Source organism: Micromonospora mangrovicola (genome assembly GCF_047200535.1).
Taxonomy (GTDB): Bacteria; Actinomycetota; Actinomycetes; order Mycobacteriales; family Micromonosporaceae; genus Micromonospora.
Genome location: NZ_JBJZOG010000076.1, coordinates 1 through 14,980, shown reverse-complemented (window position 1 = coordinate 14,980; position 14,980 = coordinate 1). Strand labels below are relative to the sequence as shown.

At 68.8% G+C, this 14,980-nt stretch carries 13 protein-coding genes and 1 other RNA gene; 11 read left to right on the top strand and 3 right to left on the bottom strand.

Going from position 1 to position 14,980, the window contains the following annotated elements; genetic code table 11:
• Positions 1 to 176: 176 nt before the first annotated feature.
• Both ACL02O_RS24765 and ACL02O_RS24760 read right to left on the bottom strand, forming a co-directional pair.
• On the bottom strand, positions 177 to 767 hold the full coding sequence (locus tag ACL02O_RS24765) for an Rv3235 family protein (RefSeq protein ID WP_412820560.1): 591 nt from the start codon (positions 765 to 767) through the stop codon (positions 177 to 179).
• 101 nt (positions 768 to 868) lie between these two features.
• Positions 869 to 1,096: a helix-turn-helix transcriptional regulator gene (locus tag ACL02O_RS24760; protein WP_412820559.1), complete on the bottom strand. Its 228-nt coding sequence runs from the start codon at positions 1,094 to 1,096 to the stop codon at positions 869 to 871.
• 207 nt (positions 1,097 to 1,303) lie between these two features.
• On the opposite strand from ACL02O_RS24760, the gene ACL02O_RS24755 reads away from it, so the two are divergent.
• Positions 1,304 to 1,813 (top strand): DUF6912 family protein, encoded by a 510-nt coding sequence (locus ACL02O_RS24755; protein ID WP_412820546.1) that lies wholly within the window; start codon positions 1,304 to 1,306, stop codon positions 1,811 to 1,813.
• A 22-nt stretch (positions 1,814 to 1,835) separates the two neighbouring features.
• Here ACL02O_RS24755 and ACL02O_RS24750 read toward each other — a convergent pair whose 3' ends face one another.
• The gene (locus ACL02O_RS24750) at positions 1,836 to 2,855 is read right to left on the bottom strand and encodes a hypothetical protein (RefSeq protein ID WP_412820545.1); all 1,020 of its coding nucleotides are present in this window, start codon (positions 2,853 to 2,855) and stop codon (positions 1,836 to 1,838) included.
• 406 nt (positions 2,856 to 3,261) lie between these two features.
• On the opposite strand from ACL02O_RS24750, the gene pruA reads away from it, so the two are divergent.
• The 10 genes from pruA (at position 3,262) to ACL02O_RS24700 (ending at position 14,939) form a co-directional block, all read left to right on the top strand.
• Positions 3,262 to 4,890: an L-glutamate gamma-semialdehyde dehydrogenase gene (gene pruA / locus ACL02O_RS24745; protein ID WP_412820544.1), complete on the top strand. Its 1,629-nt coding sequence runs from the start codon at positions 3,262 to 3,264 to the stop codon at positions 4,888 to 4,890.
• 195 nt (positions 4,891 to 5,085) lie between these two features.
• On the top strand, positions 5,086 to 5,601 hold the full coding sequence (locus ACL02O_RS24740; protein ID WP_412820543.1) for a PadR family transcriptional regulator: 516 nt from the start codon (positions 5,086 to 5,088) through the stop codon (positions 5,599 to 5,601).
• Between the two features lie 45 nt (positions 5,602 to 5,646).
• Positions 5,647 to 6,768 carry a peptide chain release factor 2 gene (gene prfB / locus ACL02O_RS24735; protein WP_412820542.1) on the top strand — a complete coding sequence of 374 codons (1,122 nt, stop codon included), beginning with the start codon at positions 5,647 to 5,649 and terminating at the stop codon, positions 6,766 to 6,768.
• A 118-nt stretch (positions 6,769 to 6,886) separates the two neighbouring features.
• On the top strand, positions 6,887 to 7,567 hold the full coding sequence (ftsE, locus tag ACL02O_RS24730) for a cell division ATP-binding protein FtsE (RefSeq protein ID WP_412820541.1): 681 nt from the start codon (positions 6,887 to 6,889) through the stop codon (positions 7,565 to 7,567).
• Positions 7,568 to 7,638: 71 nt separating this feature from the next.
• Entirely contained in the window at positions 7,639 to 8,514 is an 876-nt protein-coding gene (gene ftsX / locus ACL02O_RS24725; RefSeq protein ID WP_412820540.1) for a permease-like cell division protein FtsX, read from the top strand.
• Positions 8,515 to 8,644: 130 nt separating this feature from the next.
• Positions 8,645 to 9,124 carry an SsrA-binding protein SmpB gene (gene smpB / locus ACL02O_RS24720; RefSeq protein ID WP_412820539.1) on the top strand — a complete coding sequence of 160 codons (480 nt, stop codon included), beginning with the start codon at positions 8,645 to 8,647 and terminating at the stop codon, positions 9,122 to 9,124.
• Between the two features lie 104 nt (positions 9,125 to 9,228).
• Positions 9,229 to 9,604, top strand: a transfer-messenger RNA (tmRNA) gene (gene ssrA, locus ACL02O_RS24715).
• A gap of 124 nt (positions 9,605 to 9,728) precedes the next feature.
• On the top strand, positions 9,729 to 11,210 hold the full coding sequence (locus ACL02O_RS24710; RefSeq protein WP_412820538.1) for a tyrosine-type recombinase/integrase: 1,482 nt from the start codon (positions 9,729 to 9,731) through the stop codon (positions 11,208 to 11,210).
• Complete coding sequence (locus tag ACL02O_RS24705) at positions 11,207 to 12,895, top strand: hypothetical protein (protein WP_412820537.1); 1,689 nt, start codon at positions 11,207 to 11,209, stop codon at positions 12,893 to 12,895. Before ACL02O_RS24710 ends, ACL02O_RS24705 begins: the two co-directional genes overlap by 4 nt.
• A gap of 271 nt (positions 12,896 to 13,166) precedes the next feature.
• Complete coding sequence (locus ACL02O_RS24700) at positions 13,167 to 14,939, top strand: hypothetical protein (protein WP_412820536.1); 1,773 nt, start codon at positions 13,167 to 13,169, stop codon at positions 14,937 to 14,939.
• Positions 14,940 to 14,980: the final 41 nt, after the last annotated feature.

The window sequence follows — 14,980 nt, the reverse complement described above, 5'->3', positions numbered from 1 at the left end:
CCGCCCGCACCGCGCGACGACGGGCCCCGGCCGACTGGCCGGGGCCCGTCCTTGTCCCCGTCCTCATCCCCGTCCGCGTCTTACGGCGTGGCGGCGCGGGTTGCCGCATGTCGGGGCGTCCCGTCGCCCGATGCCCCGCCTTGCGGCATCCCGAGTCGATCAAGCCGGGGCGCGGGTCAGAGGACGTCGAGGACGGTGCAGAGCCAGGTGCCGCGGCGGTGTTCCAGGCGCAGGGCGACCGCCCAGCTCGCCCCGCCGACTCCGGCGAACACCGCGGCCGCTTCGACGACCCCGGTACGCGGTTCGCAGGCCCGTAGCCGGCGGAGCTGGAGAGCCGGTCGGGTGGCGCGGCGGCGTGGTGGGCCGAGCCGGCGGGATGCCCGGGCCAGCTCGTTCGCCACGCCGACGGCGGCCTCGGGCAGGCAGAGCGGCCGGAGCTGGCCGGGTGGCCGGTAGCCGTTCACGATCTCCAGAAAGGTGCGGACGAACCGGTGCGCTGCCCGGCCGGCCTCGGGGGTGGCGGTGGCCAGGGCGGTGGCCGGGGGACCGGTGGAGCGCCGCCCCGGGCGGTTGGGTGCCGGTCGCGCGTCGACCGGGCGGCCGGTGGGCCGGCCGGCATCCCGGCGGCGCGGGTCGAACAGGTCGAGCGTGAGCTGATCGGGGTCGACCCAGGGGCAACCCTCGTCGACCAGCGGCGGGTCGATCGGCGGGGCCGGGCGGAGGCGGACCGGGGGACGCGGCGCCGGCGGGCGGCGGGTGTCGACCATTCTCAACCCCTGTCCCTTGCGTTTGCCTTCGTTTGCCTCCGACAGACCTCATTTTCGGGCACAGCAATGGCAGGCGTCAATGCCGGTGGGGAACTGGCCGGTCACTCCCCGTCGCGGTCGCTGAGCGGGTTGCCCCGCACCCACTCGGCGGTCTCCGCGTACTTGTGCTGGATGTACTCCTCGAGGCGGGCGCGCTCGACCCGCCACTGACCCCGGCCGCCGATCTTGATGGCGGGCAGCTCGCCGCTGCGCACCATGTGGTAGACCTGCGAGTCCGACACGTTCAGCTCGGCGGCCACGTCGGACAGCAGCAGGAACCTCGGCTCCACGACCACTCCCACGGTTGACTTCGTTTGCCTCAGTTTGCCATCAGCAGCCGCCGGTCCCCAGCGCCCGGCGCGTCGAACCGGCCGCGGGACACACCGGCGGGGAAACTTCTCCCAGGCCGGTGCGAGGTGTATGACGTTCACGGCGTACGGCATGATCGGCGCCCGGAGCCGGTGTCCGCCGGCCGGGCCTGAGCTTGGGAGAGACCGGTGACCGACGAGCTTGTCCGGGTGTACGTGCCGGCGACCGTCCCGATGCTGGCGCGGTTGCGCGCGGAGGGGCTGGCCGCCGAGCAGGCGCACGCGGTCACCCCGGAGCTGCGCGAGTGGTACGCCGAGGGTGACGAGGAGGAATTGGAGTACGTCGCCTTTACCCGAGCGGCCCAGGACGCGTTGCTGCTGCTCCGGGCCGACCCGGCCGCGCCCCGGCGGCGGGTGGTCGTCTCGGTGGACCTGCCGGCCCGCGCGGTCGGCCGGGCCGACGGCGAGCTGGGCTCCAGCCTGGTCCGGCTGGCCGGGCCGGTGCCGGTCAAGGTGGTCGCCGCGATCCATGTGGACGGCGCGGAGGCGGTGGAGGACGTGGCGGCCGCCGCCGAGGTGGTCGCCGAGGCTCAGGCCGGTGACCCGGACGCCCAGTTCACCGTTGACGGCGCCGAGGATCACGAGCTGGAGTGGTACGACGTGACGGAGCTGGACCTGCTGCTCCGCGAGGTCGGCTGAGGCGCCCCCGGCCGGGGGCGGGTCAGGCCCCCGCCGGCTCGTCCTCGTCCTCGTCCACAGTCGGGCGGGGGCCGAGGGTGCGACCGAACGCGACGAGCGCGGTCAGCGCCCCCACGAAGAGCACCCAGATGCCGTTGTCGATCCGCGAGGTGCCGAGGGCCGTCTGTGCCACCTGGTCCGCGTCGCTGAGCGCGGCGGCCAGCTCCAGCAGGCCGTGGCCGCCGACCCGGATGATCACCTCCGTGAGCAGCAGGAGCAGGCCCGGCCCGGCCCCGGCGACCAGGTACGCCGGCCAGCGCAGCTCCGGTGCGACCCCGTCCCGGCGGGTGGCCCGGCGGCGGGCCCAGGCGAGGTAGCCGAAGGCCGCCAGCCCGGCGATCAGCCCGGCGAGCAGCGACTCGGTCCGGGACACCCACTTCGCGGCGTCGAGCATCGACTGCTGGGTGTCCCCGGCCCCGAACAGGTCGGAGAGCGGGTCCCTGGCGCGGCTGAACAGCACCACGAAGACCTGCGCGGCCAGCGTCGCCGTGGCCAGCGCGCCCACCACCCGGGCGTTGCGCGCGCCGGCCGCCGCGCCGCCGATGATCGCTGCGGCGGCGGTGGTGCCGGCGATGGTGTTGGTGGTCGCGTTGTCGGCGTACGTCAGGTTGATCGCCACCGCGGCGGCGAGCCCGACCAGCAGGCCGGTGCCGACGGCGGCGAGGAAGCGCAGCGTGGCCCGGCCGATCGGGTTGGTCACCGCGAGCGCGACGGCGCCGCCGGCGACCAGCGCGGCGGTGATGACGCCGGGCAGCGCGTACGCGGAGAGGCTGATCGCGGTGACGCCGGCAGCGGCGGAGGTGATCGCCGCCCGGGTGGACCAGAGCATGGCGGCCAGCCAGCCGGCCGCCAGCACGGCCAGCAGCAGCGCGCCGGGGGCGCACGCCGGCCGGTCCGCCGCCGGGAGCGCCGGTTCGGCCCCGGGCAGGTCCGTCACCTCGGCCGGGGCGACCTCGGGCTGGTCCGGCTCCGCGGCCGTGGAGCTGCCGGGCTGCTTGCTCATCGTCTCCCTTTCGACGGACGCCGGATCGGCCGCGCCGGGCCGGGCAGGGTCACCGGTCATCCAGCGTACGCGTCACCCCGGGCGTCCCTCCGGACCCGCCCGGCGGTGCGGGACCGGCCCACCGGGGCCGGCATGGCCGGTGACGGATCGCAGGCGATGTGTGGCTCGATCCGACGGTTCATCGGTTGAGGGTGGGTTACGACCTACGGTCCGTTGTGTTGGGGTGCGTCCGGTGCTCCGATCGGAGGCGGCACCGGTGGGGGTGTCGGGCCCCGTCGCGTGGAAGAATCGGCCTAGGTCCCGCCGCCGCGACCGGTCCGCCGCGCGGTGCCCGGCACCCGGCCGCCCGGCCGGTGCCCGCGGGTCCGGTTTCGCCACCGCCGTCGAGATCGCACAGGAGCCTGTGATGGACGCCGTGTTCTCCGTACCCGAGCCGCGCAACGAGCCGGTCCACACCTACGAGCCCGGCAGCGCCGACCGGGAGCGGCTCCAGCGGAGGCTGGCCGAGCTCGCCGCCGACCGCATCGAGCTGCCGATGACCATCGCCGGCGAGCAGCGGATGGCCGGCGGCGAGTCGATCGACGTGGTCCAGCCGCACCAGCACGCCCACGTGCTCGGGGTCACCGGTCACGCCAACCACGACGACGCCCGCGCGGCCGTCAAGGCGACCAAGGACGCCGCCCCGATGTGGCGGGCGCTGCCCTTCGAGGAGCGCGCCGCGATCTTCCTGCGCGCCGCCGACCTGCTCTCCGGCCCGTGGCGCGACACCCTGAACGCGGCCACCATGCTCGGCCAGTCCAAGACGGCCGTCCAGGCCGAGATCGACTCGGCCTGCGAGTTCATCGACTTCCTCCGGTTCAACGTGTACTTCGCCCGGAAGCTGCTGGCCGAGCAGCCGATGTCGTCGCCGGGGGTGTGGAACCGGTTCGACCACCGCCCGCTGGAGGGCTTCGTCTACGCGGTCACCCCGTTCAACTTCACCGCGATCGCCGGCAACCTGCCGTCGGCGCCGGCGCTGCTCGGCAACACCGTGGTCTGGAAGCCGGGCCCGACGCAGCAGTTCGCGGCGCACTTCACCATGCGTCTGTTCGAGGCCGCCGGCCTGCCGCCCGGCGTGATCAACATGGTCACCGGGCGCGGCGAGGAGGTCTCCGACGTCGTGCTCGCCGACCCGGACCTGGCCGGCATCCACTTCACCGGCTCGACCAAGGTGTTCCAGCACCTGTGGAAGACCGTCGGCGAGAACATCGCCCGCTACCGGGGCTACCCGCGCCTGGTCGGCGAGACCGGCGGCAAGGACTTCGTCGTCGCGCACAGCAGCGCCGACGTGGACGCCCTGCACACCGCGCTGATCCGCGGCGCGTACGAGTACCAGGGGCAGAAGTGCTCGGCAGCGTCCCGGGCGTACATCCCCCGGTCGATCTGGGAGGGCGGGCTGCGGGACCGGCTGGCCGCCACCGCCGACTCGCTGACCTACGGCGACGTCACCGACTTCAGCAACTTCGGCGGCGCGGTCATCGACGACAAGGCGTTCGGCCGGCACACCGCCGCGCTGGAGCTGATCAAGGGTGACGACAGCTGCAAGATCCTGGCCGGTGGCACCGCCGACGACTCGGTCGGGTACTTCGTCCGGCCGACCCTCTTCGAGTGCTCCGACGCCGCACACGAGACCTTCACCACCGAGTACTTCGGTCCGATCCTCGGCGTGCACGTCTTCGACGACGCCCGCTTCGACGAGGTGGTCCACCAGGCCGAGTCGATCGCCCCGTACGCGCTGACCGGGTCGATCTTCGCGACCGACCGCCGGGTGGTCGACCAGGTGGCCGAGAAGATGCGGTACGCGGCCGGCAACTTCTACATCAACGACAAGCCGACCGGCGCGGTGGTCGGGCAGCAGCCGTTCGGTGGCGCCCGGGCCAGCGGCACCAACGACAAGGCGGGCTCCTGGCACAACCTGGTCCGCTGGATGTCGCCGCGGACCATCAAGGAGACCTTCGTCCCGCCGACGGACCACTCGTACCCGCACATGGGCTGACTCGGACCGGGCCGCCGGTGACGCACGGAGCGTCCCCGGCGGCCGGGCCGGCCCCGCCCGCCGCCGATCGGCGGGGCCGGCATCGGCGTCCCCGGCGGACTGTCGTCGGCCGACAGTGCACATCGGACCGCTCGACAGGTGGCGAAAACGGCAAATCCTGGACGCCAGGTCCGACAAAGTGGCAGCTTAGAGGGCATGGCGGAATCCGGAGTCAACCCGACGGCGGCGGCCCTGCTGGGCCTGCTGCACGACGGCCCGATGACAGGCGGTCAACTGATGGCCGCCGCCGAGCGCCGGCTGGCGCCGTACTGGTCGATGACCCGCAGCCAGGTCTACCGGGAGCTGCCGGTGCTGGCCGAGAAAGGGCTGGTGCGGCTCGGTAAGCCCGGGCCGCGGATGAGCCAGCCGTACGCGATCACGGCGGCCGGGAAACGGACATTCTCCCGCTGGCTGGCGGAAAACCCCGGCAAGGACACCATCCGTAACCCGATCGCGCTACGGATCGCCTTCGGCAACCTGCACTCGGCCAGTCAGCTCAAGAACCTGTACGCCTCGGCTAACGAGTACCACACCGAGGCCCTGGCGGCGGTGCGCGAGCAGGTCAAGAACGCCAAGAAGGAAGGCGAGTCGTACGACGCCAGCGCGCTGGAGTTCGCCGTCGCCTACCACAAGGCGGCCCTGTCCTGGCTCAAGTCCGCGCCGGTCGGCTGACCACCTGCGCCGGCCGGGCCAGGTGAGGCAGTACGCTTGTTTGTCGTGACCGCTGCCGATTACGCCGAACAGCTCAAGGAACTCGACGCCACCCTGCGCAACATCGAGGCCGTTCTCGACCTCGACAAGCTGCGCGAGCAGAAGGCCCGCCTGGAGCAGGAGGCGTCCGCGCCCGACCTCTGGGACGACCAGGCCAAGGCGCAGCAGGTGACGTCGCAGCTGTCGTACGTCAACGGCGAGATCAGCAAGCTCGGCGACCTCCGCTCCCGGCTCGACGACGCCGGGGTGCTGCTGGAGCTCGCCCAGGCGGAGTCGGACCCGGGTGCGCTGGCCGAGGTCGAGTCGGAGATCACCGGGCTGACCAAGGCCATCCAGGAGATGGAGGTCCGCACCCTGCTCTCCGGCGAGTACGACTCCCGGGAGGCGCTGGTCGCCATCCGCGCCGGCGCCGGTGGCGTGGACGCGGCGGACTTCGCCGAGATGCTGCTGCGGATGTACCTGCGTTGGGCCGAGCGGCACGGTTACCCGACCGAGGTCTACGAGACCTCGTACGCCGAGGAGGCGGGCCTGAAGTCGGCCACCTTCACGGTCAAGGTGCCCTACGCCTACGGCACGCTGAGCGTCGAGTCCGGTACCCACCGGCTCGTCCGGATCAGTCCGTTCGACAACCAGGGCCGCCGGCAGACCAGCTTCGCCGGCGTCGAGGTGCTGCCGGTCGTCGAGCAGACCGACCACATCGAGATCCCTGAGAACGAGATGCGGATCGACGTCTACCGCTCCTCCGGCCCGGGTGGGCAGAGCGTGAACACGACCGACTCGGCGGTCCGGATCACCCACGTCCCGACCGGCATCGTGGTCACCTGCCAGAACGAGAAGTCCCAGTTGCAGAACAAGGCCTCCGCGCTGCGGGTGCTCCAGGCCCGCCTGCTGGAGCGCAAGCGGCAGGAGGAGCAGGCCAAGCTCCAGGGCCTGAAGACCGACGCCGCCGGCTCCTGGGGCGACCAGATGCGCTCGTACGTCCTGCACCCGTATCAGATGGTGAAGGATCTGCGGACCGAGCAGGAGACGGGCAATCCGTCCGCGGTCTTCGACGGCGAACTGGACAGTTTCATCGAGGCCGGCATCCGCTGGCGGAAGCAGCAGCAGCTCACCGCTGACAATGCGTGACCGGGGTCGGACGGAGCGCGTCATCGATCTCTGCCTGACCGGCTGAATCGATGACGCGCCCCGCAAGGGTGGGGCGGGGGGCTTGGCCTTTCCGTTACACCGCGTAGACTCTCGACCCGTGATTCAGCTTGAGCAAGTGACGAAGACGTACCCGAAGGCGTCCCGGCCTTCGCTCGACAGCGTGTCCGTCTCGATCGAGAAGGGCGAGTTCGTCTTCTTCATCGGTCCATCCGGCTCCGGCAAGTCCACGATCATCAAGATGCTGCTGCACGAGGTCACCCCCAACAAGGGCCGGATCGTCGTCAACGGCAGGGACGTCACGTCGATGCGCTCCTGGAAGCGACCCGCTTTCCGGCGCTCCATCGGCTGCGTCTTCCAGGACTTCCGCCTCCTGCCGAACCGCACCGCGTACGAGAACGTGGCGTTCGCCCTGGAGGTGATCGGCAAGACCAAGGCGGTCGCCCGCCGGGTGGTGCCGGAGGTGCTGGAGCTCGTCGGGCTCGGTGGGAAGGAGCACCGCTACCCCCATGAGCTCTCCGGTGGTGAGCAGCAGCGGGTCGCGGTGGCCCGGGCGTTCGTGAACCGGCCGCTGATCCTGCTGGCGGACGAGCCCACCGGAAACCTGGACCCGGATACGTCGATCGAGATCATGCGCCTGCTGGACCGGATCAACCGCACCGGCACGACCGTCGTGATGGTCACGCACGACTCCAACATCGTGAACCAGATGCGCCGCCGCGTCATCGAGATCGAGAGCGGCCGCATCGTGCGCGACCAGGCCCGCGGCGTCTACGGCTGAGCCGTTCCGGCTGACGATCCGTAGACCATGACGACGAACACCTCACGCCGGAGAGCCGGAGGAATTTCCCGATGCGGATGAAATACGTCCTGTCCGAGGTACTGGTCGGACTGTGGCGCAACGTCACCATGACCATCGCGATGATCATCACGATGGCGGTGTCGCTGTTCATGCTGGGTGGCAGCGGCCTTCTGTACCAGAAGGTCGGCGACATGAAGGACCTCTACTACGAGAACGTCGAGGTCTCGATCTTCCTCAAGACCGACGTCAGCGAGCAGCAGCGCACCGACCTGGACGCGAAGCTGAAGGGTGACCCGCTGGTCAAGGAGGTGACGTACGTCGACAAGCAGCAGGCGTACGAGCGCTTCCAGAAGATGTACGCGGACGCCCCGGACCTGGTGAATGCGGTCAAGCCGGACCAGCTGCCCGAGTCGTTCCGGCTCAAGCTGCAGAACCCGGAGCAGTACAAGAACATCTACGACCAGTACAAGGACACCGAGGGCGTCGACGAGATCGTCGACCAGAGCAAGCTCCTCGACAAGGTCTTCGGCGTGCTGACCGGCTTCCAGAACGGCGCGCTGGCCATCGCGATCGTGATGGCGGTCGCCGCGTTGCTGCTGGTCGCGAACACCATTCAGGTGGCCGCGTACAGCAAGCGGCGGGAGGTCGCGGTCATGAAGCTGGTCGGCGCCTCGAACTGGTTCATCCAGGCGCCCTTCGTGCTGGAGGCCGTGGTCGCCGGCCTGCTCGGCTCGGTCCTCGGCCTGGTCGCGCTGGCCACCGTGAAGGTGGTGGCCGCGGGCAGTTCGTTGTCCGCCCTGGAGGGCCTGATCACCCCGATCTCCTGGTCCGACATCCTGCTGACGTTCCCGCTGATGGCCGCCGTCGGTGGCCTGGTGAGCGCGGTGACCGCCTGGGTCACGCTCCGCTTCTACCTGCGGGTCTAGTCCCCGCGACGGCTCTCCGAGGGCCCTCCCGTGCCGGAATAAACGGCGCGGGAGGGCCCTTGTCATTCGGGTAACATGATCCCGCTCCGCGGCCGTGGGTCGCGGACACCACGGAAGGGAGGTGGCGCCGATGCCACGGGAAAAGGGCCGCAAGGTGGTCGCCTCCAACAAGAAGGCGCGTCACGACTACGCCATCCTCGACACGTACGAGGCCGGCATGGCGTTGACCGGCACCGAGGTCAAGTCGCTGCGGGCCGGGCGGGCGTCGCTGGTCGACGCGTTCGCCCAGGAGCGCAATGGCGAGCTCTATCTGCACGGCATGCACATCCCGGAGTACACCCAGGGCACCTGGACCAACCATGAGCCCCGGCGCACCCGGAAGCTGCTGCTCAAGCGGCTGGAGATCGACCGGCTGATCGGCAAGACCCGGGAGAGCGGTCTCACCCTGGTGCCGTTGCAGGTCTACTTCTCCGACGGCTGGGCGAAGGTGGAGATCGGCCTGGCCAAGGGTAAGAAGACGTACGACAAGCGGCAGGACCTCGCCAAGCGGGACGCCGAGCGGGAGATGGCCCGCGTGGCGGGCCGGCGCGGCAAGGGGATGCATGAGTGAAACTTCCGGTTTGTCCGGGTGGCGGCTGGCGGCCGGGCTCGGAATGAATCCGGTTGTGCCAGGCGTTAGGCTTGGTGGTGCTGCCGACAGGGGCAGCCCTTCGAGGGGGTGACTGGTTTCGACTTCGTACGTTGCGGCAGGGGAAGCGAGCCGAGGAAGCCGACGTCGTCTCGTGAATCGGTCGTCGGAAACCAATAAGCGCCAAGAACAATCGCGCTGACTTCGCTCTCGCCGCCTGAGGCGAGTAGCAAGTCTGTCGGCCTGGGAGCGCCTTCGACCCAGTTAGCCGGCATCAGCTAGAAGGCTGGCCAATCGGACCCGGTCGCGGGGTCCGTGCGGCGAGATCAATCAGCGACTGGGCCCGTCACACCGACTCGCTCGCGTGATCGGAGGGGCCGAGTAGAGGCACAGCGAGCTGCGCTCGGAGAAGCCCTGACAAGGCGGCGAAGGACCCGGGTTCGATTCCCGGCACCTCCACAGTTCAGGTCCTGGGAGTGTCTTCTGACACTCCCAGGACCTTTTCGTATGCAGCTCTCCTGGTAGTGTCCTCCATCGATGGATCGCTGCCGGTGCTCCACTGGGTTCATGGAGGGCGGGGACTTCGGTGAGGGTTGTCGAGATCGACCGCCGACTGGTCGGCCGCGGTCCGCTCGCGCTCCCGAACGGCAAGTGTGTCGATCCGGCATGGGTCATCAGCGTCTTCGACCGGCTGCGCCTGCCGGACGGTTTTGCGTTTGTGGTGGACGACGACGGCACCGTGACCGGGTGCCGGTACCTGAACCAGTACCTGCTCGACGCGCACACCCAGAGCGGGCTTGACCTCAAGAGCATGCGCCGGTCCCACGTCTACCACTTGGGCCGGCTGTTGCGCTTTCTCCGACGGTCTCGCGCCGAGTCCCGCGCCCGTGACGCCGGGGTGAACCTCGACGAATATTGGGCCGAACGCGGCGAGCCGAAAGTTGATCTCACCGATGCCGTGCGGGCGGATCTCGTGGCCTACCGGAACAGCCGCAAACGAGTCTTGGAACTGACCAGTCTGGCGACCGAGATGGGCTGTATCTCCGGCTTTTTCCGGTATGCGGTCGCGATGAACTGGGTGCCATCCGACCCGGTGCCGCGGTGGGCCGGCCGCAACATGCTGATGCCTCGCACCCGCAAGCGGCGCACCGCCAAGTTCCTCAAGGCGGAGCAGACACGGCATTTCCTCGACGTAGGGCTACGCGGGGACGGGGCCGATCCCGAGTTCGCGCCGGCCTATCCGGAACGGGACTACTGCTATGGCCTCCTGCTCGCGAGCACCGGGCTTCGGCGTGAGGAGTGTGCCTTCCTGCTCGACTGTGAGGTTCCGCGCCCCGGTCAGATGCCAGTCGGTGACCTGCACGCGTTCCGCCGCGCTGGCAAGAAGGACGTAACCCGCACGAGCTACGTGACACAGGAGGTCGCACAGGCCGTGGATCTCTACCGGGTGACCGAGCGAGCCGCAATTGTGCAACGGGCCCAACCCACCCTTCGCGGGTTGCGCCGAGAGGGGCGTCTGCACCTGGTCGACGGTGTCACCACCCGGCACAACCGGCCGCATGTGATCGAAGATGGTCATCAGGTCCCGGTGGAGGGGCTCACCGACGAACAGCGGGCCGTCGCGGCCTACGTCACCGACGAGGGGACCATCGAACCGCTCGGCCTGTTCCTGTCCTCCAGGGGGGGACTCCCGCCCGTGCTTGGCTACTGGAACGAGTTGTTTGCAAACGCCCGTGACCGGGTCGCGGAGCGAGGCGACGCGCTGCGGCCGCCACAACACATCACCGTCAGTCCACACACCATGCGGCATACCTACGCCGTCCGGATGCTGCACGGCTTGATGCAGGAGGGCCGCGAGCGGACCGGCAACCCGTACTACCTGCTAGCCAACCCTGTCCTGACAGTCATGGAACTGCTCGGTCACGCGAGCATGAATACGACTCAGGACTACCTGTTCGCCGCCGAGACCTGGACCGAGGATGTGCCAACAGTGCTGCGCCGGACGGCAGCCGACCTCGTGGGCCACACGGAACCAGGCCAGGCGCCGTCGGCGGAGCGTGATGCATGACCCGCGGCTCCTATGCGACCCCGAGCATCCCGGCGTACCACCAACGGCCTAGGGCGGCGGGTTTCCAACCTCGCAGCCACCGCTGGCGGGACCACAGCTACGACCGCACCATCCAGATCGACCCGAACCACTACGCGCTCCCACTGCTCGCCGCCCAGATAGCCGACAAGTGGCTGGAGGTCGTCGAGGAGTTAGGCCGAGGTGATGGCAACTTTACGTCTTCAGTCCGGTATTTCCTTGATCATGTGTGCCGTCAGCCACATGAGATCGGGATTGAGGGCTCCTTCGGGCTCGTTGATCTACGCCGACGGCACCTGGACGCGTGGGAGAGTGACCTTCTCAAACAGCACCGACAGCAGCGCACGGACACCCCCTACCGAAAAGCCATCTACGTCTTTGCCCTGTTGCGTCGGATCGAGGATGATGGCCCCGGCACGCTGCACCAAGAGGTCGTCCACCGGCTGGAGAGCAACACGCGGCTCCGGTACGTCCCCACCGAGGGCCTCCCAGCCTTCGCTCCCGCGGAGGTTCGGCGTCTGCGTGGGCAGGCGCACCGCGTCGTCCACGCCGCACTCACGTCCAACGAGACGAATCCGAGCGCCTGCGTGATCGTCGCTCTCCACATCCTGCTGTCCCTAGCGACCGGTGAACCGCCCGAGGTGCTCCGAGCCCTCACGCTCAACAACATCGTGGCGACCGCTGCCGCAGAGCATGACACCGCGGTGGCTCGCATGACGCATGCCGAGCGCTTGACCTGGCTGGCCGAGCGCGACCTCGTCGAGCAGTACGCCATCACCTACACGAAGAACCGGGCCGGAGCGACCTACCAGGAGGTCTACACCCGGCGTGACCGTGCCGCGCACCGCGCACTGACCAACTCACTCCGGCTCACGGCGGGCCTCCGGCGTAAGAGCGACCAGCTGCGGCTGTGGATCATGAAGAAGCCGGATGGGCGGGTCACTGAAGCAGCCTGGAACACTCGGCGATTCACCCTCCGCCATTGGCTCGCTTCAGCAGGGTTGGAGGTGCACGGGTTGCCCAATTTCTCGCGGTTTCGGAAGGTCGTCACCGCCCGCGAAGCCCTCGCAAATCCAGCCCGTTACCTGCGTACGGGCCGGCGGCACACCCCGCAAACCTTCTTCGGTCACTACGCCAACAGCTCCGTTTTACGCGCCGAGGCCGGACGGATCCTCCTGGAGGCCGTCACTGAGCAGTTTGAAGCGGCTGTTCAGGGTCCTACGGTCATCACGCCTGAAGCGGAGGTGCTCCTTCAGCAGGGGCAGGACACTCCGAGCCTTGACTCCGATACCGCTAACGCCCTGCTGCGGGGCGATCTTGACGGCCCGCACGCTGCCTGCCGGGATCCGCAGAACAGCCCACACGAGCCGGCCGGAACCACCTGTAGCCGCTCGATGATGGGCACGTGCTTTGGCTGCGGCAACGCACTCATCACTCGCCACCATCTGCCAGCGGCCCTGGTCGTCGCCGACCTTGCTGACCCCGCTCGAGCCGCCGACCCAGCCGCCTGGCAGCAGCATTGGAAGCTCATCCATGAGGCGCTTACGCAGATCGTCTTGCCCGCCTTCCCCGCCGCCGAGATCGAGGGGGCGCGCCAGCGAATGTCGCTAGTCCCCTTGCACCTTGGCACGCGCAATGACATGAGGGGTGTTGATGACGACGGGTAGACCACTACCCCACGAGGCGGCGGGGCAGAATCTGTTCCGCATCGGCGAACCCGTCTGGGCCGCGTACCCAGATGGGCCGCGCTACGGCGAGAGCGTATGGGACTGTCGCGTAATCGTCCACCGTGAAAGCCAGGGGGAGCGAAATATCGACCTGGGGCTGCTTCCAGCGTCATATCACTCCACCTGTGTAGACCTACTCATGGTCCTGGCTCAACCTGACCACCCGGGGGTCGTTGAGGCAGGTGTCGTGCGGCGGGAGTTGCCCGCTCCCATGGATACCGTCTACGGCCACTACCTCCGACTGCGTGTACTCGCTACCTGGGGCCTCAAGCGTGGCCTGGCAGACTTCACCGCCTGGCGTCAGAGCGACGCTGACGACGTGCTGCACGACGTCCAGCAAGGGCGGCACCGCGAGAACGGCAATGGTCTCACCCCCGGCGGTGTTCGCCAGTACGTGGAGACCCTCAAACTCCTCCGCCAATGCGCACCCGCTCTGCCCGGTGGACTTCGCTTCATGCCCTGGGGAGCCCGTAGCGCGGCCGATGTGGCTGGGTACAGGCGGCCCACGGAGAACCTTCGCGCGCCGCTGCCTTGGCGGACTTGGGCACCGACGATCGCGGCGGCATGGGCGTTCGTGGACCGCTTCTCGGAGGACATTTTTGCCGCGCTCAGAGTCGTTCGCGATTTGCCCCACGCTCCGCGTGGTCCTGCGGGCAACAACGCCTGGACGATCCTCGCGGCTTGGGCGGAGCAGGGCGGCATCGTCCCACTGCACACCGGATTCGGTCGTAGCCCTGGCGAACGAGGCAAGCCCAACGTCAGCCTGCTCTGCCGGATGCTTCGAATCAACGACTCGATCTTCAAATCAACGAATGGCTCTTACCGGCCGGCGGCTGTTGCATTGCTTGAGGACATGGCGGCGGACCCGGCGCGCAGCGCATACGGTGGCCTGATCACACCCAGTGTGACTGTCAGACACGATGATGGCAGCAGCAGTCCCTGGATCGCCGAGGTCGGGTTGGGCGAGACCGAGTATCTGGAGAGCGTTCTACGCGCCGCCTGCTACATGCTGTTGTCCTCGCTGACCGGGATGCGGGACAGTGAGGTGCAGGCCCTGACCCGGAGATCCGCGACAACACGGGACGACCTGCCCGCCCTCATCAGCCGGCAATATAAGGGGCAGACCGATCCGGTCGGCACTCTGCGTGGGTGGTGGGCTCCCGCCCCGGTCATGCGCACACTTGACATCTTGTGCCGGCTGTCTGAACATCCCACACACCTGTTTGCGCGCAGTGCCAGCAATGTCGGCGACTACGACGCCTACCGAGACATCCCCCGGCTCGTCGCCATGATCAACGACCCTCCACAGCAGAGGCCCGGCCGAGGGCAAGGACTGGGCCTCACGCCTATCGACACCAAAACGCTGTCGAACATCAACGCCGCCACCCTCCGCCGCTCCTTCAGCGTTTACGCGGTTACCAAGCCCGGCGCTGAACTTGGCCTGGGCATCCAACTCGGTCACGCCGCTTGGCGGACCACCACCGGCTATGCGAGCGACGGCCAGCAACAAGCCGTTCGTCACATGAACTCAGCCCGCGTGGCGGTTATTCGCGAGCAGGCCCTGCAGCTCATCCGAGGAACCAGCCCCGTCGCCGGCACGCCAGCGAAACAGATCATCGACTTCCGAGCTCAGGTCATCGCCGACCCGTCACGAGCCGACCGGATCGCCGAATCAGTCGCCGACCGGCTTCACCTCGGACTGACGAACGACTGCATGTTCGAAGCGCCCACCGCAGGTTGCGGTCCTGATGGGCCACATCTTGGCGACCACCTCTGCATCGGAGCGGGCTGCGGCAACGCCTTTTTCCGTCTCGCACACCTTGCTGTCCTCACCGACGGCGTCGCCCGGATCGACAACTTCCTCGACTCACGCCGCGGTAGTCCTGCCCTACGCGAACGGACGCAGCGCGACCGCGCCAACCTCATGAAACTCATTCGATCTCTTCGCGCGGACGGCTCAGTGGACGAGGAGGATGACGACTAATGCCGGCTCCCAGGCGTAAGCGTGTTTCCGGCGAAGTCCTG

Bases quoted from the DNA above. Each gene is read 5' to 3' on its own strand.
- ACL02O_RS24765 (WP_412820560.1), bottom strand. From the start codon at position 767: ATGGTCGACACCCGCCGCCCGCCGGCGCCGCGTCCCCCGGTCCGCCTC.
- ACL02O_RS24750 (WP_412820545.1), bottom strand. From the start codon at position 2,855: ATGAGCAAGCAGCCCGGCAGCTCCACGGCCGCGGAGCCGGACCAGCCC.
- pruA (WP_412820544.1), top strand. From the start codon at position 3,262: ATGGACGCCGTGTTCTCCGTACCCGAGCCGCGCAACGAGCCGGTCCAC.
- ACL02O_RS24740 (WP_412820543.1), top strand. From the start codon at position 5,086: ATGGCGGAATCCGGAGTCAACCCGACGGCGGCGGCCCTGCTGGGCCTG.
- ftsX (WP_412820540.1), top strand. From the start codon at position 7,639: ATGCGGATGAAATACGTCCTGTCCGAGGTACTGGTCGGACTGTGGCGC.
- smpB (WP_412820539.1), top strand. From the start codon at position 8,645: ATGCCACGGGAAAAGGGCCGCAAGGTGGTCGCCTCCAACAAGAAGGCG.
- ACL02O_RS24705 (WP_412820537.1), top strand. From the start codon at position 11,207: ATGACCCGCGGCTCCTATGCGACCCCGAGCATCCCGGCGTACCACCAA.
- ACL02O_RS24700 (WP_412820536.1), top strand. From the start codon at position 13,167: ATGGATACCGTCTACGGCCACTACCTCCGACTGCGTGTACTCGCTACC.